At 65.1% G+C, this 17,755-nt stretch carries 16 protein-coding genes; 9 read left to right on the forward strand and 7 right to left on the reverse strand.

What is annotated here, in order from left to right:
- Window positions 1–229 precede the first annotated feature (229 nt).
- Window positions 230–1,006 carry a Crp/Fnr family transcriptional regulator gene (locus ABID59_RS31595; RefSeq protein WP_354031168.1) on the reverse strand — a complete coding sequence of 259 codons (777 nt, stop codon included), beginning with the start codon at window positions 1,004–1,006 and terminating at the stop codon, window positions 230–232.
- A gap of 192 nt (window positions 1,007–1,198) precedes the next feature.
- Here ABID59_RS31595 and ABID59_RS31600 point away from each other — a divergent pair, with 192 nt between their 5' ends.
- A complete protein-coding gene (locus ABID59_RS31600; RefSeq protein ID WP_187435458.1) occupies window positions 1,199–1,582 on the forward strand; it encodes a response regulator in 384 nt (127 codons plus the stop codon).
- Window positions 1,583–1,595: 13 nt separating this feature from the next.
- Here ABID59_RS31600 and ABID59_RS31605 read toward each other — a convergent pair whose 3' ends face one another.
- Together ABID59_RS31605 and ABID59_RS31610 are read right to left on the reverse strand one after the other, a co-directional pair.
- Entirely contained in the window at window positions 1,596–3,143 is a 1,548-nt protein-coding gene (locus ABID59_RS31605; protein ID WP_148756245.1) for an alkaline phosphatase D family protein, read from the reverse strand.
- 130 nt (window positions 3,144–3,273) lie between these two features.
- Entirely contained in the window at window positions 3,274–4,719 is a 1,446-nt protein-coding gene (locus tag ABID59_RS31610; protein ID WP_354085957.1) for a TAXI family TRAP transporter solute-binding subunit, read from the reverse strand.
- Window positions 4,720–4,871: 152 nt separating this feature from the next.
- On the opposite strand from ABID59_RS31610, the gene ABID59_RS31615 reads away from it, so the two are divergent.
- Together ABID59_RS31615 and ABID59_RS31620 are read left to right on the forward strand one after the other, a co-directional pair.
- Entirely contained in the window at window positions 4,872–5,174 is a 303-nt protein-coding gene (locus ABID59_RS31615) for a 4a-hydroxytetrahydrobiopterin dehydratase (protein WP_148756243.1), read from the forward strand.
- A gap of 90 nt (window positions 5,175–5,264) precedes the next feature.
- On the forward strand, window positions 5,265–5,645 hold the full coding sequence (locus ABID59_RS31620) for a YkvA family protein (RefSeq protein ID WP_148756242.1): 381 nt from the start codon (window positions 5,265–5,267) through the stop codon (window positions 5,643–5,645).
- Between the two features lie 179 nt (window positions 5,646–5,824).
- On the opposite strand, the gene ABID59_RS31625 is transcribed toward ABID59_RS31620, so the two are convergent.
- The 3 genes from ABID59_RS31625 to ABID59_RS31635 form a co-directional block, all read right to left on the reverse strand.
- Complete coding sequence (locus tag ABID59_RS31625) at window positions 5,825–6,979, reverse strand: TAXI family TRAP transporter solute-binding subunit (RefSeq protein WP_148756241.1); 1,155 nt, start codon at window positions 6,977–6,979, stop codon at window positions 5,825–5,827.
- An 18-nt stretch (window positions 6,980–6,997) separates the two neighbouring features.
- The gene (locus tag ABID59_RS31630) at window positions 6,998–7,852 is read right to left on the reverse strand and encodes an SEL1-like repeat protein (RefSeq protein WP_187435457.1); all 855 of its coding nucleotides are present in this window, start codon (window positions 7,850–7,852) and stop codon (window positions 6,998–7,000) included.
- 398 nt (window positions 7,853–8,250) lie between these two features.
- A complete protein-coding gene (locus ABID59_RS31635) occupies window positions 8,251–9,225 on the reverse strand; it encodes an NADPH:quinone oxidoreductase family protein (RefSeq protein WP_354085958.1) in 975 nt (324 codons plus the stop codon).
- A gap of 246 nt (window positions 9,226–9,471) precedes the next feature.
- Between ABID59_RS31635 and ABID59_RS31640 the strand changes: the two genes are divergently transcribed.
- The 6 genes from ABID59_RS31640 to argG all read left to right on the forward strand — a co-directional run bounded on the left by ABID59_RS31640 (window position 9,472) and on the right by argG (window position 15,331).
- The gene (locus ABID59_RS31640; protein WP_354085959.1) at window positions 9,472–10,311 is read left to right on the forward strand and encodes an SDR family oxidoreductase; all 840 of its coding nucleotides are present in this window, start codon (window positions 9,472–9,474) and stop codon (window positions 10,309–10,311) included.
- A 106-nt stretch (window positions 10,312–10,417) separates the two neighbouring features.
- The gene (locus ABID59_RS31645) at window positions 10,418–11,047 is read left to right on the forward strand and encodes an invasion associated locus B family protein (RefSeq protein ID WP_354085960.1); all 630 of its coding nucleotides are present in this window, start codon (window positions 10,418–10,420) and stop codon (window positions 11,045–11,047) included.
- A gap of 201 nt (window positions 11,048–11,248) precedes the next feature.
- Window positions 11,249–12,451, forward strand: coding sequence for a dual-specificity RNA methyltransferase RlmN (gene rlmN / locus ABID59_RS31650; RefSeq protein ID WP_354085961.1), 1,203 nt, complete (start codon window positions 11,249–11,251; stop codon window positions 12,449–12,451).
- 121 nt (window positions 12,452–12,572) lie between these two features.
- Complete coding sequence (locus ABID59_RS31655; RefSeq protein ID WP_148756236.1) at window positions 12,573–13,067, forward strand: hypothetical protein; 495 nt, start codon at window positions 12,573–12,575, stop codon at window positions 13,065–13,067.
- Window positions 13,068–13,123: 56 nt separating this feature from the next.
- The gene (locus tag ABID59_RS31660; RefSeq protein WP_354085962.1) at window positions 13,124–13,900 is read left to right on the forward strand and encodes a phosphatase PAP2 family protein; all 777 of its coding nucleotides are present in this window, start codon (window positions 13,124–13,126) and stop codon (window positions 13,898–13,900) included.
- Between the two features lie 93 nt (window positions 13,901–13,993).
- On the forward strand, window positions 13,994–15,331 hold the full coding sequence (gene argG / locus ABID59_RS31665) for an argininosuccinate synthase (protein WP_354085963.1): 1,338 nt from the start codon (window positions 13,994–13,996) through the stop codon (window positions 15,329–15,331).
- A gap of 171 nt (window positions 15,332–15,502) precedes the next feature.
- Here argG and ABID59_RS31670 read toward each other — a convergent pair whose 3' ends face one another.
- Window positions 15,503–17,719, reverse strand: a complete 2,217-nt coding sequence (locus ABID59_RS31670; RefSeq protein ID WP_354085964.1) for an OmpA family protein — start codon at window positions 17,717–17,719, stop codon at window positions 15,503–15,505.
- Between the last annotated feature and the right edge of the window lie 36 nt (window positions 17,720–17,755).

A 17,755-nucleotide genomic window follows, 5' to 3' on the forward strand; every position in this document is an offset into this window, starting at 1 on the left:
CTTCACGGATAACGCTGGAAACGTGGAAAACGGGGCCTGCTACGCCCAAAAAGGAAACCCGGCCATATCGACCGGGCAGCCTACGCGTTTGCGGCGCAATATAAGCAAAAAGCGCCAAAAAACAATGCGTTCTTTCTGGGTTGGTTGATTGAATTTTGCCCGGGAATCCCCGGGGGTTAGGGACGATTCTGGGCCAAATCGGCCCTTTAACCCGTGGTGGCCGCCGCAATCAGCCCTGAGCGGAGCCGCGGTCCGGCTGCTCGGTCGGATAGACCCCGCGCAGCACCTCCTCGAAGTGCATCTTCACGGCGTCGTTGCAGAGGCAGGCGCGCAGGCGCAGGCCGGCATGGTTGCGGACCAGGATCGAGCCGCGCCGCGTGTCGAGCACGCCTTCGGCCCTGAACGATTGCAGCACGCGGCTCGCATAGCTGCGCCCCACCCCGAGCAATGTGGCGAGCTGCTCATGCGTCAGTGGCACGCTGCTCTCGTCGCCGGTCCGCTCCATCGCTGCCAGGATCCATTTCGCCGTGCGCTGCTCGATCGAGTGGATGGCGTTGCAGGCGGTCGACTGGAACATCTGCGCCAGCATGCAATCGGCGTAGCGGGCAAAGATATTGCGCAGCGATGGCGAGCTCAGCTTGGCTGCTTCCAGCTTGGCGACATTGATGCGCACAAACGGGCCGCCGAATTTCACGCAGATGCGGGTGTAGGCCGGCAGAAATCCTTCGCTGACGATGCCGCCCACCGCGCCTTCGCGACCGACCAGAATGGTCTCGACGTCACGGCCGTCCTCATTCGGGACCAGAAACGTCGCGAGCGAAGGCCCGCAGGGAAAATGCACGACCTGGACGTCGTCGCCGGGACTGTAGAGCAGATGGTTCGCGCCGACGTCGTCGAGGGTGACATGGGGCGCGAGCAGCGCATAATCCGCCGCGTTCAGGCGCCGCAAGAGATTGTTGGCGGGGCGGCTCTCGATCTCGTTTGCCAGGCTGATACGCGCGTCCATCGTGAACTTTCCCTCCTCCTCTCCACATTAGCGGGCTCGGTTCACGGCTTGTGTGCACATGTGGACAGACATCAAAACTGTTCTGTGGTGAGTTTCGTTCCGGGAACCCTCCGATGTGGCTTGGGCGCAGGCGTCGGGATGAGGCCGTCCAGATTGGTGAAAAACATGCAGCCCTCGATAGCAGCCAGGATCATGACACCTGCTTCCCCGGACCGTTCGGCCGACGTTCCTGCCGATGTTCTCATCGTCGAGGACGATCCGATCATCGCCATCGATTTCGAGGATCGACTGCTCGGCTTTGGTGTGACCAGCGTGCGCACCGTGGCGTCGGTGGCGCAGGCGCTGCAGGAGATCACGGCACGCGCGCCCGACTTCGCGCTGCTCGATGTCGAGCTGATCCGCGAGAAGAGCTTTGCAATCGCCGAGCGGCTCGCCGCCCTGGAAATCCCTTTCGTCTTCGTCACCGGCTACGGCGCGGAGACCGGCATCCCTGCGCAATTTGCCGCGCGTCCGCGGCTGCAAAAGCCGTGCTCCAGCGATGCGCTGGAAGCGGCGTTGCAGGCGCGCGACGCCTGACGGCGCGGTAGCCTCAGGCCTGCTTCGGATCGAGCGTGGTCGACCACAGCGCGACGTCGGCGCGGTCGCGCAACGTCACAATCATCTGGCCCGAGGCACCGTCGATCTTGACGTGACCGAAGAACTGCATGCCGGCGGACGGCGGCAGGTTCTGCTTGTCGAGGCCGGGCGCCTTGATGAAGCGCACCTCGGGGCCGAAGGTGTTGTCGAGCTCGTTCGGACCGAACGTGCCGGCATGCAGCGGACCCGAGACGAATTCCCAGAACGGCTCGAAATCCTGGAACTGGGCCTTGTTGGGATCGTAATAATGCGCCGCGGCGTAGTGCACGTCCGCGGTCAGCCACACCGTGTTCTTGATCGGTGCCATCTTGATGAAGCGCAGGATGTCGGCGATCTCGAGCTCGCGGCCGCGGGCCGGACCGTCGCCCTGCGCGAATGCCTCGGAGCCCTTCTTGTTGGTCGCATCGTCATAGACGATCAGGCTGAGCGGCATGTCGGAGGCAATCACCTTCCATGTCGCGCGCGAATTGAGCAGGCCACGCTTCAGCCACGCCATCTGCTCGGGCCCGAGGAAATAGCTGGCCGGGCCGTAGTCCGTCTCGAGGTTGGCGCCGTTCGGGCCGCGATAGCTGCGCTCGTCGAGCACGAACACGTCGAGATGCGGGCCGTAGGAGATCTGGCGATAGACCCGGCCCGGCTCGTTGATGCTCTCGCGCATCGGATACATCTCGTGGAAGGCGCGGCCCGCGCGCGCCGCGAGCAGCGAGATGTCGCGCACCTTGTAGGTCGCCGGCAGATCCTTCGACAGCGACCAGTTGTTGGTCACCTCGTGATCGTCCCACTGCACGAAGATCGGCACCTCGGCATTGAAGGCGCGGACATTGTCGTCGGTGAAATTGTATTTGTGCGCGGCGCGGTACTCGTCCAGCGTCTCGGCGACCTTGGCCTTCTCGGGAATCGTGACGTTCTTCCAGATCTTGCCGTCGGCAAGCTTGACCTCGGAGGGGATCACGCCGTCGGCGTAGATGGTGTCGCCGGAATGCAGCAGGAAATCCGGCCGGTGTTTTCGCATGGCCGCGAAGGTGACCATGCCGCCGTCGTCGGGATTGATGCCCCAGCCCTGGCCGGCGACGTCGCCGCCCCAGACAAAGCTGACGTCGCGGCGGTCGGCGGGCGCCGTGCGGAAGCGGCCGACCACGGGCTCGCCTTCGATCGCGGTGTGGGAGAGATCGCGGAAGCGGACGCGGTAGAAGATGTCCTGGCTGGCAGGAAGATTGTCCACCAGCATCTTCGCGGTGAAGTCGCTCTCGGGCAGCGCCGCGATCGGCGGCAGCGCGCGCGCGTCCTTGAAGGACTCCGTGGTTGCCACCTCGACCAGCATCTGCGCGGGCCGGTCGGTCCGCGCCCAGACCACGCCGCCGTCGACTGTGACGTCGCCGGACTGCACGCCATGGGTCACCGCCGGCCGGTCGGCCGCGCGCGACAGATGCGGCATCGCAATCGCGCCAAGCGCACCGGCGCTGGTGCTGAGGAAACGACGGCGGGAAAATTTGATCTTCATGGATCGCTCGCTGGCTAGCAGTCTCGCGCGCATCTCGCGCCGTCATTCCGGGTTCGCGCTCTGCGCGTCCCGGAATGACAGCGGAAGCTATATTGAGACAATGTGACGCGGCGATTACGCGCGCAAGCGTTTATGCGTTGCCGGCGGCCCGGAATTGCGTGCCGGCGCGTTGCAGGTTCTGCGGCATGCTGGACAGCACGGCCTTGCGGTCGGCAACCGCAGTGTGGAACTGGTCGAGCACGATGTTGAAGGCGGTCAGCGCGCCTTGCTCGATCGCGCCGTGGTCGTAGCAGCGCAGCGTGTCGCGCAGGATCTCGTCGGCCTCGGCCTGCATCTGGTCGAGATCTTCGGCGGTCTCGCTCTTGCGGGCGGCGGCGAGCATGTCGAGCAGCCGTTCGCGCAGATGGCTGTTGTTGTCGCGCTCGTCCTTCCTCAGATAGCCCGCGAACCACGCACCGAGCGAGCCCATGGCGGAAAGCGCCATCAGGCTCCACCAGATGTAATCGCTGTACTTGTCGAGGAAGGTTTTCTCTTCGCCGTCGACGAAAGCGGCCGCGCCCGGATGCACGGGGATCACCGCGTCCTTGTCGGTATCGGGCGTCTCGATCTTCGCGGCCTGCGGGAATTCGGTCAGCAATTGCTGGCGTACCGCGAAGAGCTGCCGGGTGAAAGCCGCGACGGTGGTCTCGGACAGGCCTTTGCGCGCCACGATGTGGTGCGAGAAGCTGATGGTCTTGACCTCGTCGTCCGGACGATCGGGCGAACCACCATAGGTACCCGCGGGAATCTCCGACGCTTCATAGACCGGATGATTCTGCGCGATCGCGTCCGCCGAATCGATTGCGAGGAAGGTCAGCGTGCCGCCATCCTTGGCCGATGCGGCAATCGCATCCGCCGTGATCTTGCTGTTGACGGGGCCCGCCGCGAGGTAGACGTCGGCCTTCTGTGACTTGATCGCCTCGGCAGCTTCATTGGCCGGGAATTGCACGATCTCGACCTTGGCGGGATCGACTCCGTATTGCTGCAGGATCACCTTGAGCAAATTGACGTTGGCCTGCGTGCGGCCGACCACGCCGACACGATGGCCGGCGAGCTGCGCAATCTTGGTGATTTTCGCGCCCTTCTTCTTGCCCTTGCCGGACACGGACCACAGCACCGCGACGTTCTTGCGCAGCGTCGCGACGGCTTGGGCGTTCTTGGGGACATTGAGATCGCCGCGCACGATGGCGAGATCGGCCTTGCCCTCCGCGAGCAGATCCGCGCTGGCGGTGGCGCCGTCGGTCTGGATCGGGCGCAACCGCACAAAGCCTTTGCTCTGCGCAAAGGCCTGCGTCAGTGTCTGCACCACCTTGACGTCGTCGCTGTTGGCGGGACCGACCGCGATCTTCAAGGTCACCGGTCGCATCGCGAAATAGTAGCCGCCGGCCAGTGCGCCGACGATTGCGAGCACCAGCGCCAGAGACACGAGTGCCGTCTTCCGCGCCGCGGATCGCGGCGAAGGCGGAGAGGGCGTTTCGGCCAGGTTCGCGTCCCCGGTCATCGATCTCCCAAACAGGCGCTTCAGGCTCAGTTTCATCTTGGCCGGCGATTTACGCCCGCAACTGTAGCAAATTTCTTGTCCGGCGGGGTTACATCTCCGTCATGGTTAGCGGATCGGCCAAACCCCCGTATGAACTCCGGCCGTAGGCACGGTGTTAGGGTAAAGTTCCCCTGAAAACGGAGGCGATCATGGCAGAACGGCTATCGGCGGACGCACGCAGGCAGGCGCTGGGCGGTATCCCGGGCTGGGCGGAGGTCCAGGACGGCAAGGGGATCGGGAAGACCTTTGTCTTCAAGGATTTCAACGAGGCTTTCGGCTTCATGACCCGCGCGGCGCTGGTCGCCGAGAAGATGGATCACCACCCCGAATGGCGCAACGTCTACAAGACGGTCGAGGTGGTGCTGTCGACCCACGACGCCGGTGGCGTCACCAAGCTCGACATCACGCTCGCCACGGCCATGAATGCGATCGCCAAGCTGACGCAGGGCTGACGTCTTGCAGGGGCGGGCCGCGTCCCCATCTTGTGATCGGCACGGGATGCGGCCATCCGCCGCGTCCGGCTGAACGGGAGTTTGTCGAACATGGCTGCCGAGCACAGCGTCGGCTTCGAGCCGGCCGATCGGCTCGCGGAAGATCGTGAAAGCGTGCGCCGCCGCTTCTGGCGCAAGCTGAAGCGCGTCGTCGCGCATCTGCCGTTCGCCGAAGATCTGCTCGCCGCCTATTACTGCGCGTTCGACCGGCAGACGCCGCGCCACGTCCAGGCGTCGCTGCTGGGCGCGATCGCCTATTTCATCTTGCCGTTCGACTTCATTCCCGACGTGATGCCGGTGCTCGGCTTCACCGATGACGCCGCCGTGCTCGCCACCGCCATTCGCATGGTCGCCAGCCATATCACGTCGGAGCACCGCGACGCGGCGCGCGCTGCGCTGAAGCGCGGGGTGGATGAGGCGGAAGCGGCGTAGCAGACGCTATTGGCGGCACGTCGTCGCCACACCCACTGCCGTCATCCCTCGCGAAGGCGGGGAATCCAGTACGCCGCGGCCTCTCGATTCAATCACCGGCGTCTCGGAGTACTGGATCGCCAGCCCCAGTGCGCAATTGCGCACAAGGCGGGCGATGACGGCGAGTGTGTAGCTGCTCGCTACTTCTTTTCCGCGCGCGCCTTCTCCGCATCCCACGCCTGGAATTGCCTGAACAGCGTGTCCCTGTCTGCGTCGGACACTTTCGCGGCTGCGGGGGCCTGCTTCAGGAATGCCTCGAAGCGTTGCTGTGTCACCGGTTCGACGCCGTGCCGGTCGAGCCATTGCTGCGCCACCGGCAACCTGTTCCAGCCGGACAGAGGTGCCGCGAGCGAAACCTCCTTCCATTTGGGATGGAACGGCGGGTTCTGAAGCGCGGGGAATTTGGTGAAGAACGCGTCCACGAACAGCGCGAGCTTGCGATAGCGCTCGGTGTTGGGCGCCCAATTATAGGCCGCGAGCACGGCAGGCACCGCGATGGTGTCCACGCTCTCGCCGTCCTTGATCAGGTTGGGGTAGTCCTTGGCGGTCAGCGTCGTCGGCAGATAGTCATTCTGGAGCGGCTTTGCGTAGTCGACTTTCGCAAGGTGAAAGCGGCCGTCATTGCCGAAGGTCGAGACCGATTTGTACGGCTTGCCGCCGACCACGATCACTGCATCGATCTCGCCGGCTTTCAGCTTTTCCATCGCGATGCGCTGCTCGACATAGACGAACTTGGCCTTGATCCCGAGCCGCTCGAACACGGTAAGCGCGGTAACAAAGGTGCCGCCATTCGGCAGGTCGACGCTCACCGTCTTGCCTTCGAGGTCTTTCAGCGTCGCGATCGATTTCGGCGCGATCACCTGCATCTCCTCGTTGTAGAGTTTCGTCACATAGGTGAACTGCCGCTTGATGTCCTTGGCGAAGCCTTTGCGTTCGAGATAGTCGAGCGTATCGGCTCGCACGATTCCGAGATCGACGCCCTGCAAAAACAGGATGTCGGCGACGCTCTGCACCGAGCCACGGCCGACGATCGGCAGCACCCGGATCTTGTTGCCGTCGTCGAGCACCGAGGCGAGGTCGGCGCCAAACTGCACATAGGTGCCGCCGATCGTGCCGGTAATCAGCGTGACGGTGTTGGCGTTGAGCGCCTGCTTGGTCGAGGTCGAGCCGAACTGGAAGATGGCCTTCAGGCTGTCCGAGACCTTGGCCGGATCATATTCGGTCTGCTCTGCGCGTGCGGTGTAGGCACAGATCGTCATGATGGCGGCAAGCGCCATTTTCAAAGCGTTACGCATGATGTCCCCTGAAGCGTTCTAGTTCGAGAGAAGAGCGAGGCGCTGCTGCGCGTCCGCCGATCCGAGGGCTGCGGCCCTCTGGTACCAGTCGCGCGCCGCGGCGGCGTCGGCGGTGATGCTCCGCGTGTCCTTGGTGCCCAGTACGATTGGATCATAGGTCTGCGCCAGCAGGAACGCAGCCGTCGCATCCTGCGCATTCGCCGCGCGCTCGAGCAACAGCCGCGCCGCGGCGATGTCGCCGACGGTCATTAGGCTCCCGGCGCGCGCCATCAACCCGGCCAGCGTGTCGGCGTCGAGGGTCTTGGCCGGCGGAGGTGACGCGGGCTGTTCGGTGACAGATGCCGGTACAGGCGCAGGTGGCTGAGCCTGTAGCGCGGTCTGGTAGGCGGTTGCGATCGCCTCGCGGCTCGGCGCCGTTGGCGCGGACATGTCCAGTGCGTCAGCACTCGCCAGCATCGTGTTGGTCACACGCGCGGCATCCTTGACAGGACTCTGCCGTGCGGCGGGCGGATTGGCGGAAGCTGCGGCCTCGTCCGCGGCCGCGCCCATCCACGACTTGGTGTTGATGGAGAGCAGCCGGTTGAGGTCGGACTGAAACAGCGCGACCGGAACCGCGATGGCCGCCGCCGCCAGGATGGCGGCGAGAATGCGCGGGACGATCCTGACGCCGGTGCGCAACTCGCGTGGCGCGAATTCGCGCGGATCCGGCGGGCTGAGCGGATCGGACAGGAAGAGTGGAATCGGATCGTCCGGAGAAAGTTCGGCCCGTGCGGCGCGTGCACGGATATAGGACGCGGTAGGCGGATGTGATGCGACTTGATCGGAGTCGAGCGACCTCGACCCCCTGGACTGACGGAAGGCCGTCGTCTCCATGGTGATGCTCCCCAATACTGACACAACGCGGGGCATTGCCGGTTTCAGTTTTCTTGTTGTTGTCCAGGAGCGCCCTGCAAACTGGAACCGGTAAATCGCAATTTGAATCAGCCCAAAAAGCGACGGCGATTGGGGCGAATCGGGAAATATTCGGGTTTCATTACGGCGAGGCGGCGAAATGCACCGCAATTTTAGCGGGAATGGTTGAGAGGGATTTTACCGGACAACGGTGGGCATGCTGTCTGTCCCGCACTCGCTGTCATTCCCCGCGAAGGCGGGGAATCCAGTACGCCGCGGCCTCTCGATTCAATTACCGGCGTCTCGGAGTACTGGATCGCCCGGTCGAGGCGGGCGATGACAGCGGGCGTGTGCGGTGACACACGCCTCCACCCGCATTCTCATGGATGCAAGATCACCTTGCCCATGGCCTGACGACCCGCAAGCACCTTCAATGCGTCGGCGGTCTGCGCCAGCGGGAAGGTGCGGTCGACGTGTGAGGAGATCTTTCCTTCCGCCGTCCACTTCACGAGCTTATCGAGATTGGCGCGGTTCTTCTCCGGATTCTGCCGGGTCCAGGCGCCCCAGAACACGCCACGGATGTCGCAGCCCTTCAGCAGCGCGAGGTTCAGCGGCATCTTCGGAATGTCGCCGGCGGCAAAGCCGATCACGAGGAAGCGGCCTTCCCAGGCGATCGAGCGCAGTGCCTGCTCGGCATACGCACCACCAACCGGATCGAAGATGATGTCGACGCCCTTGCCGCCGGTGAGTTTTCGCAAGCCTTCCTTCAGATCTTCCTTGCCGTAGTTGAGCGTGAGCTCGGCGCCATGCGCTTTGGCGAATTCGAGCTTCTCGTCCGACGAGGCGCAGGCGATCACCTTCAGGCCCATCAACTTGCCGAGCTCGCATGCAGCGAGGCCCGTGCCGCCGGCAGCACCAAGCACCGCGAGCGTCTCGCCCGGCTTCGGGCCGGCGCGATCTTCCAATGCATGCAGCGCGGTGCCGTAGATGATGATGATGCCGGCCGCACGGTCATGGTCGAGATTGTCGGGAATCTTCACGATCGTTGCCGCCGGCAGCGCGATCTTTTCGCGCGCGCCGTTGTGGCCGCAGGAGGCGACCACGCGATCGCCGACCTTGAGGTCGGTGACACCGGGGCCGATACTCTCGATCACGCCCGAGACTTCAGCAGCCGGCGAGAACGGAAACGGCGGCTTGATCTGGTACTTGCCCTGAATCATCAGGATGTCGAAGAAGTTCAGCGCCGCCGCCTTGATCGCGATCACGGCTTCGCCGGGACCAGCCACCGGATCCGGCACATCAGCAAGCACGAGATCGTCGGGCTGGCAATATTGCGAGCAGAGGATGGCTTTCATGGCGGCACCTTCTTGAGAGAACTTGCTTGAGAGAACTTGGCGTTTCAGCGAATTATAGTTGGCCCGTTTCTGCCGGATTTAGCACGGCCCGACAATCCAGTTTCTTTGCCCAAAGCGATGCGCAGGCCTATCCTCACGTCATTGCGAGCGGAGCGAAGCAATCCAGAAACCGTACCGCGGAAATAGTCTGGATTGCTTCGCTGCGTTCGCAATGACGAAGCAAGAACAAAAGGGAGGATTCAAACGATGTTTGAAACAGGTCTGCTCAGGGGCAAGCGCATTCTCGTCACCGGCGGCGGCTCGGGCCTTGGTGCCGCGATGGGACGCCGCTTCCTCGCGCTCGGCGCCGCGCTCGTGATCTGCGGTCGCAAGCTCGACCGGCTGGAGGCAACCGCGAGCGAGATGCGCGCGCAGAGCAGCGGCAAGGTCACGACGATCGCGTGCGATGTTCGCGATGGTGTCGCCGTCGACGAGATGATGGATGCGATCTGGCGCGAGGCACCGCTCGACATCCTGGTCAACAACGCGGCCGCGACCTTCATCGCGCAAAGCGAGCATCTGTCGTTCCGCGCAGCGGACGCGGTCCTGGCGCCGACCCTGCATGGCGCGATGTACTGCACGCTCGCCGCCGGCAAACGCTGGATCGACGGCAGGCACAACGGCGTCGTGCTCTCGATCCTCTCGACCTCGACCATCACCGGCCGGGCCTTCACTGTTCCCTCGGCGATGGCCAAGTCGGCGGTGCTGGCGATGACCAAAAGCCTCGCGGTCGAGTGGGGCCCGAAGGGCATCCGCACCGTCGCGATCGCGCCCGGACCGTTCCCGACCGCCGGTGCATCGGGCCAGCTTCGCCCCGAGGGCCGCGACGAGGGCTGGACCGCGCGAAATCCGATGGGGCGCACGGGCGAGCACAGCGAGCTCGCCGACCTCGCCAGCTTCCTGGTCTCGGACCGTGCCGGCTACATCAACGGTGAGATGGTGGTAATCGACGGTGGGGCGCATTTGCGCAGTTCCGGCGCCGAAGATTTGTTGCGCTGGACCGATGCACAATGGGCCGAGCAACGTGCCGCGCGGTCCAAAGGCTGACCCGCTAACTGCCTTCCCAAATTGAACTTTTCCGGCTATCCCTGCGACGGGGACAAAGCACGGCCGGGCCATCTTCCAGTCACAATATTGAGGGAACCACTCCAGCATGTGGCGGGTGCTGATTTTAGCTTTGATGACTGGCGTGACAGCTTGTGGAATCACCGGTTCCGCGCGGGCGCAGACGCCGCAACCGGCGCCGAAGGCTGCGGCAAAGCCGGCCGCTGCCAAGACGGCAGCCAAGCCCGAGGGCAAGCCGGTTGGTCCTGCCGCGGCGGTTGCGGGCGGCGCAGAGCCGACCCTGATCGGCCAGTTCGGCACCTGGGGCGCCTATTCGGCGGCGCCCAACGGCAAGAAGGTCTGCTTTGCGCTGGCAAAGCCGTCGTCGTCGAAGACCAATCCGCCGAACCGGCCACGCGATCCCGCCTATGCCTTCGTCTCGACCCGCCCGGCCGAGAAGGTGAACAACGAAGTCTCGGTCATGATCGGCTATGCGCTGAAGCCGGGCTCGGAATCCTCGGTCGAGGTCGGGGGCGCCGCGTTCGCGATGTACACGCAGGGCGACGGCCTCTGGATCAAGAATGCGGCCGAGGAGGAGCGGATGGTCGAGGCCATGCGCAAATCCGCCGATCTCGTGGTCAAGGGCGTCTCGGCCAAGGGGACGGAGACGACCGACACCTTTTCGCTGAAGGGCCTCGCCCAGGCGCTCGACCGGATTTCGCAAGACTGCAGACGATAGGGCTGCCAACGATAAATTGCAGGCGTTAAGGCTGCAGGCGGGATCACGGTCGCAATCGGCAGTTCCGGTTGCTATATAAGGCCTGTTCCAGATTTTCTTCCGTCATTCCGGGTTCGATGCGGCGCATCGCCCCGGAATCTCGAGGTTCCGGGTTCAGCTCCTCGAGCTGCCCTGGAACGACCAAGCCATTAGGTCCATCCAATGCAACCGACGACCGAGCCGCGCGACGCAATCCTGGTGGAGAAGACTCCACTCGAAACCTATGTGCCGCCGGCGAAGCCATCGCTGATCGGTCTGTCGCGCACCGAGCTTGCCGATCGCCTCGGCGACATCGGCGTCGCGCCCGCGCAGCGCAAGATGCGCGTGCAGCAGCTGTGGCACTGGCTGCATTTCCGCGGCGCCCAGAGTTTCGACGACATGACCTCGATCTCGAAGGGCATTCGCGCCGAGCTCGCAGAGCATTTCACGGTCGATCGGCCCGAGGTCGTGGCCGAGCAGATCTCCAACGACGGCACCCGCAAATGGCTGCTGCGGCTGCCGAGCGGCGACAATGTCGAGAAGGCGCATGAAGTCGAGTGCGTCTACATCCCCGAGACCGATCGCGGCACGCTCTGCGTCTCCTCGCAGGTCGGCTGCACCTTGAATTGCTCGTTCTGCCACACCGGCACGCAGCGCCTGGTGCGTAACCTCACCGCCGGCGAGATCGTCGGCCAGATCATGGTGGCGCGCGATCGCCTCAATGATTGGGCCGATCGCGAGGACGGCACGCGCCGCGTCACCAACGTCGTGATGATGGGCATGGGCGAGCCGCTCTACAATTTCGATGCGGTGCGCGATGCGCTGCTGATCGTCGGCGACAATGAAGGTATCGGCATCTCCCGCCGCCGCATCACGCTGTCGACCTCGGGCGTGGTGCCGAACATCGTGCGCGCCGGCGAGGAGATCGGCGTCATGCTCGCGATCTCGCTGCATGCGGTGCGTGACGAGCTGCGCAACGAGCTGGTGCCGCTCAATCGCAAATATCCGATCAAGGAGCTGCTGCAGGCCTGCCGCGACTATCCCGGCGCCTCCAATGCACGCCGCATCACCTTCGAATATGTGATGCTTAAGGGCGTCAACGATTCGCTCGACGATGCAAAGCTGCTGGTCAAGCTGCTCAAGGGCATCCACGCCAAGATCAACCTGATCCCGTTCAATCCCTGGCCCGGCACGGCCTACGAATGCTCGGACTGGGACCAGATCGAAAAATTCTCCGAATACATCTTCAACGCCGGCTATTCCTCGCCGGTGCGCACCCCGCGTGGCCGCGACATCCTCGCCGCCTGCGGCCAGCTCAAGTCGGAGACCGAAAAGCTCAGCGCACGCGAGCGCCAGGCGCTGCGCGCCATGGCGATGACGGATTGATGATGCGCGGCCGCGCTCTCGCATCCTCGTCATTGCGAGCGCAGCGAAGCAATCCAGTCTGTCCTCGCGGAAAAACTCTGGATTGCTTCGCTTCGCTCGCATTGACGGTGAGTTTCCTGTCATGTCCCTGATCGGCCGCCTCATCGTCATCTTCATCGGATTCCTCGCCGCCTGTTTCGTCGGCGGCATGATCGTCGTCGTTGCGCTGCTGTTTCCGGAATTCTCCGATCTCGGCGCCGGTCCCGTCGATCAGGGCACGATCGACATTATGCTCGGCTTCGGCTTCATCTTCGTCTCCGGCTTTGCGCTGGTGCCGGCGGCTGTGATCGTCGCGATCACCGAAGCGCTCTACATCCGCAGCGCGCTTGCCTATGCCGTCGGCGGCGGCCTGGTCGGGCTCGCCTGCTATCTCGGCCTCGTTCCCTTTCACTCCGACACGTTGCAGTTCGAGGGCATCGTGCGCCGTCACCTGGAGATCATGACCGGTGCGGGCATCGTTGCCGGCGTGGTCTATTGGCTGATCGCCGGTCGCAACGCCGGCGCCTGGCGCCAGCCGTTGCCCCCGCGCCAGCCGCCTCCACCGCTGCCATTGAATTCAAGGCCGGATGCACAGTAATTCGTGCCGTCATTCCGGGGTTTTCATCCCCGTTCCACTCCGCTAAACCGCGCGCCATGAACCGGACTGGACTCTTCATCGCCCTGGCGCTGTGGCTCGTGATCGGCGTCGTTTTCGGCCTCTATCCCGAGCTCGATCTCAAGCTCGCCGCGCTGTTCTTCGATCCCGGGACGAAAACCTTTCCGCTCAAGCTGAACGTCTGGGCCGGCATCGCGCGAGACGCTGCGATGTGGATCTCCTGGGCCTTGGTGCTGCCTTCGCTGGTCGCACTCGTGGTCAAGATGATCCGGCCCGATCGTCCCTTGATGGTGTCGGGGCGCGCGATCGTGTTCCTGCTGGTCACGATCATCCTGTCGGCCGGCATTCTCACCAACCTCACCTTCAAGTCCTATTGGGGCCGGCCGCGGCCGGTGGTGGTGACGGAGTTTGGCGGCGACCAGCAGTTCGTGGCGTGGTGGGATCCGCGCGGCGATTGTGCGCGCAATTGCTCGTTCTTCTCGGGCGAGGGTGCGACCGCGTTCTGGACGCTGGCGCCGGCTGCGCTCGCACCACCACCATGGCGGCCGCTTGCCTACGCCGGCGCATTGGTGTTCGGCGCCGCGACCAGCGGGCTCCGCATGGCCTTTGGCGGGCACTTCTTCACCGATGTCGCGACCGCCGGTCTCGTCACCTTCGTCGTGATCTGGTTCGGCTACGCGCTGATCTACCGCTGGCCGCGGACCCGGTTTTCGGACGAGGCGGTCGATGCCGCCCTGACCCGGCTGAACATGCCCGCCTACCGGCTCCGCCAGCGCCTGTTCGGTGGCAAGACCGGTCCCGCAGCGTCGATTTGAGCCATTAAATGCGTGCTCAGGTCAGCGAAATTTGATATTCGCGCGGTCAAACTGCACAAGCTATCAGCCCCGCAAGACCCGATTGGAAGCGCCATGACCACGATCCTGAAAAGCCTGCCCAAGGGTGAGAAAGTCGGCATCGCGTTTTCGGGCGGCCTCGACACCAGCGCGGCGCTGCTCTGGATGAAGCAGAAGGGCGCGCGCTGCTACGCCTATACCGCCAATCTCGGCCAGCCCGACGAAGCCGATTACAACGAGATCCCGCGCAAGGCGGAGGCGTTCGGCGCCGAGAAGGCCGTGCTGGTCGATTGCCGCACGCAGCTGGTCCACGAAGGCATCGCCGCGATCCAGTCGGGCGCCTTCCACATCTCGACCGGCGGCATCACCTATTTCAACACGACGCCGCTCGGGCGCGCCGTGACCGGCACGATGCTGGTCGCGGCGATGAAGGAGGACGGTGTCAACATCTGGGGCGACGGCTCGACCTTCAAGGGCAACGACATCGAGCGCTTCTACCGCTACGGCCTGCTCACCAATCCGGGCCTGCGCATCTACAAGCCCTGGCTCGACCAGCAGTTCATCGACGAGCTCGGTGGCCGCGCCGAAATGTCGGCGTTCATGACGGCACAAGGCTTCGCCTACAAGATGAGCGCCGAGAAGGCGTATTCGACCGACAGCAATCTGCTCGGCGCCACGCACGAGGCGAAGGATCTCGAAAGCCTCGACAGCGGCATCAAGATCGTCAACCCGATCATGGGCGTGCCGTTCTGGCGCGATGACTGCAACGTCAAGGCCGAGAAGGTCGTCGTGCGTTTCGAGGAAGGCCAGCCGGTCGCGTTGAACGGCCGGACTTTTGCCGATCCCGTCGCGCTGTTCCTCGAAGCCAATGCGATCGGCGGCCGTCACGGTCTCGGCATGAGCGACCAGATCGAGAATCGCATCATCGAGGCGAAGAGCCGCGGCATCTACGAGGCGCCCGGCATGGCGCTCTTGCACATCGCCTATGAGCGTCTCGTCACCGGCATCCACAACGAGGACACCATCGAGCAGTACCGCATCAGCGGCATGCGCCTCGGCCGTCTTCTCTATCAGGGCCGCTGGTTCGACTCGCAGGCCCTGATGCTGCGCGAGACCGCGCAGCGCTGGGTCGCGCGCGCCGTCACCGGCGAGGTCACCCTCGAGCTGCGCCGCGGTAACGACTATTCGATCCTCAACACCGAGAGCCCTAACCTCACCTATGCGCCGGAGCGGCTCAGCATGGAGAAGGTCGAGGACGCCGCCTTCACGCCCGAACACCGCATCGGCCAGCTTACCATGCGCAACCTCGACATCGCGGATACGCGAACCAAGCTCGGTCTCTATGCGAAGACCGGCCTGCTCTCAGGCAGCGAAGGCTCGCAGATTTTCAAGCTCGAGAGCGACAAGGATTGACGTAACCCGCGACTGTCGCCTCATTCGTCATTGCGAGCGAAGCGAAGCAATCCAGAATCTCTCTGCAGAGACAGTCTGGATTGCTTCGTCGCTTCGCTCCTCGCAATGACGACGCACAAAACAAAAATGGCCGGGATCGCTCCCGGCCATTTTGCATTTATGCGCGTCGCCTCAGCGCGGCGGCGTGGTGCCGGGCGGAGGCGGCGGCAGCGAGGCCTGGCCGCCGTTGAGCAGCGGCGTGATGCGGCGGACGGTGACGCGCCGGTTGATCTGGCTCGGTCCGTCGGTCTGCTCCTTCAGGTACTGCTTGCCGTAGCCTTGCGACGTCAGGTTCTCCGCGGGCACATTGAACTGCTGGGTCAGCAATTCGGCTGCGGATTGCGCGCGGCGATCCGACAGCGACAGATTGTCGACGTCGTTGCCGGTCGCGTCGGTGTGGCCCTCGATCAGGAACACCTCGCGCGGGTTGCGCTGGATCGCCCGATTGAGGCCGTCGGCGATGACTTGCAACTTCGCAGCCTGGTCCGGTGGGATGGTCCACGATCCCGTCTCGAAATTGATCGTGTTGACGTCGACGCTCGGCATCTGCATGCGAACATTGGGGCTGTAGCGGATTTCGTCGAGCGAATAGCGTCGATCGATCCGTTGCACCGGCGGTGCTTCCATGGCGCCGTAGATCATGTCCGGCGTCGCATCCTGGGCGTCGACGATGTAGCGATCGTAGGGAATGCTGACGACCGGCGGCGGCACGTCGACATAGAAGCCGCCGACCGACCGAGGATCGCGGTAGCTGTTGTCGATGATGACGAGCTCACGCCCGCCTGGGTCCCTGCGAATTCGACGCAGCAACGAACCGTCCGGACCGACCACGGTGATCACCTCGCTGCCATCGGGACGGATCACGACGGTGCGGGTTTCGCCGCCGACAGTCTCGGTGCGGATGTCGCGGGCGCCATAGCGGAAGCGATAGAGATCGTTGCCGCGGACGTATTCCTGCCCGCCGGGGTCGCGGATGATGATGCGATCCGGCTCGGTGTAGACGGTGCGGCCGCCTTCGACGACTTCCTGCCGCTGATTGCGGTAGTCGGCGATGGTGGCGCCGATCACGGCGCCGGCCACGACGCCCGCGCCGATTGCAAGCGGCGTCAGGTCACGCTGCGGTGGACGCGGCGGTGGCGGCAGCGGCGTGGTGGTCGTCGGCGCCGCGCGGAAGGCCGAGCTGACTGTCGGCGGGGCGTTCTGCGCCCTGTCGGGCGGTGGCGTGGCGGCCGCCGAACCAGGGACGACAGACGGCGCCGCGGCGCCGGCGGGCGGCGCGGGTCGGGCCGGGACGCCCGCCTGCGGTGCCGCAGGCGGCGTGCCTGCAGGAGGTGTTCCGGCAGCCGCAGGCGCGCCGGCGGGCGGCGTTCCACCCTGACGTCCTGGAGGCTGCGTCACCGCGCCGCCAGGAGCCGGCGTTGCCGTCGGGGCCGGGGTCGGGGCGGCACCTGGAGCCGGTGTTCCTGGAGCCGGTGTTCTTTGAGCCGGAGTTCCCGGAGTCGGTGTTCCCGGAGCCGGGGTTCCTGCGGCCGGCGGAGCGCCCGGACGTCCGGGCGTTGCCGTCGGGGCCGGGGTCGGGGTGGCACCTGGAGCCGGTGACCCTGCAGCCGGAGGAGCGCCGGGGCGTCCGGGCGGCGTGGTGCCAGGCGCCGGGGTCGCGGACGGTGTGGGTGTGGTTGTCGGGGCAGCAGGTGTCGTGCCCGGGCGAGCTGCCGGTGCTGCGGGCGACGGAGTGGGCGTTGCGGTCGGGGCTGGCGTTGCCGCCGGCCCGGGCCGTGCCGCGGGGCCCGCTGAAGGTGGCGTGGCTGCTGCCGGCGGAGGCGGGGCAGCCGGACGCGCCGGTGCTGCGGCGGGCGGCGGCGGAGTTGGTGTCGGTGCATGCTGCTGCGGGGCCGCGGCCGGAGGAGGTGTCGGCGCATGTTGCTGCGGAGCCGCGGCCGGAGGCGGCGTCGGTGCCTTGGGTGCAGCAGGCGGCGGGGGCGGCGGAGGAGCCTGACGAGTCGCGGGCGGCGCGGCCGGGGGAGGCGGCGGCGTCGGGCGTGACGGCGCAGCAGCGGGCGGAGGCGCGGCGGGCGGATGCGGCGGGGCAGCCGCCGGCGGCGGTGCGGCCGGCGCCTTTGGCGCAGCAGGTGGGGCAGCTGGCGGCGGCGGCGCTGCCGGGCGCGCGGCGGGCGGCGGGCCCTTTGGCGCTTCCTTCGGAGGCTGCTTCGGTTTTCCGTCAGGGCCCAATTCTGGCTGGGCCTGCGCGACCACGAGCGGCGGCGCGGTTTGCGCATGCGATGCGGAGCTTGCGAATTGCATCGCGGTCAGGGCCGTCGTGGCAAGCAGCACGAAACGAAGGTTGGTCATGTGGTTCAACTTCCCCGGAAGGTTCTTTGACGAAGT

This window comes from Bradyrhizobium sp. S3.3.6 (assembly GCF_040546905.1).
Classification (GTDB): Bacteria; Pseudomonadota; Alphaproteobacteria; order Rhizobiales; family Xanthobacteraceae; genus Bradyrhizobium; species Bradyrhizobium cytisi.

What these genes read in the sequence shown, in the direction of transcription:
- ABID59_RS31640 (WP_354085959.1), top strand. Translation starts at nt 9,472, where the DNA reads ATGTTTGAAACAGGTCTGCTCAGGGGCAAGCGCATTCTCGTCACCGGC.
- ABID59_RS31595 (WP_354031168.1), bottom strand. Translation starts at nt 1,006, where the DNA reads ATGGACGCGCGTATCAGCCTGGCAAACGAGATCGAGAGCCGCCCCGCC.
- ABID59_RS31620 (WP_148756242.1), top strand. Translation starts at nt 5,265, where the DNA reads ATGGCTGCCGAGCACAGCGTCGGCTTCGAGCCGGCCGATCGGCTCGCG.
- ABID59_RS31630 (WP_187435457.1), bottom strand. Translation starts at nt 7,852, where the DNA reads ATGGAGACGACGGCCTTCCGTCAGTCCAGGGGGTCGAGGTCGCTCGAC.
- argG (WP_354085963.1), top strand. Translation starts at nt 13,994, where the DNA reads ATGACCACGATCCTGAAAAGCCTGCCCAAGGGTGAGAAAGTCGGCATC.
- rlmN (WP_354085961.1), top strand. Translation starts at nt 11,249, where the DNA reads ATGCAACCGACGACCGAGCCGCGCGACGCAATCCTGGTGGAGAAGACT.
- ABID59_RS31655 (WP_148756236.1), top strand. Translation starts at nt 12,573, where the DNA reads ATGTCCCTGATCGGCCGCCTCATCGTCATCTTCATCGGATTCCTCGCC.
- ABID59_RS31670 (WP_354085964.1), bottom strand. Translation starts at nt 17,719, where the DNA reads ATGACCAACCTTCGTTTCGTGCTGCTTGCCACGACGGCCCTGACCGCG.
- ABID59_RS31645 (WP_354085960.1), top strand. Translation starts at nt 10,418, where the DNA reads ATGTGGCGGGTGCTGATTTTAGCTTTGATGACTGGCGTGACAGCTTGT.
- ABID59_RS31625 (WP_148756241.1), bottom strand. Translation starts at nt 6,979, where the DNA reads ATGCGTAACGCTTTGAAAATGGCGCTTGCCGCCATCATGACGATCTGT.
- ABID59_RS31615 (WP_148756243.1), top strand. Translation starts at nt 4,872, where the DNA reads ATGGCAGAACGGCTATCGGCGGACGCACGCAGGCAGGCGCTGGGCGGT.
- ABID59_RS31660 (WP_354085962.1), top strand. Translation starts at nt 13,124, where the DNA reads ATGAACCGGACTGGACTCTTCATCGCCCTGGCGCTGTGGCTCGTGATC.
- ABID59_RS31635 (WP_354085958.1), bottom strand. Translation starts at nt 9,225, where the DNA reads ATGAAAGCCATCCTCTGCTCGCAATATTGCCAGCCCGACGATCTCGTG.
- ABID59_RS31600 (WP_187435458.1), top strand. Translation starts at nt 1,199, where the DNA reads ATGACACCTGCTTCCCCGGACCGTTCGGCCGACGTTCCTGCCGATGTT.
- ABID59_RS31610 (WP_354085957.1), bottom strand. Translation starts at nt 4,719, where the DNA reads ATGAAACTGAGCCTGAAGCGCCTGTTTGGGAGATCGATGACCGGGGAC.
- ABID59_RS31605 (WP_148756245.1), bottom strand. Translation starts at nt 3,143, where the DNA reads ATGAAGATCAAATTTTCCCGCCGTCGTTTCCTCAGCACCAGCGCCGGT.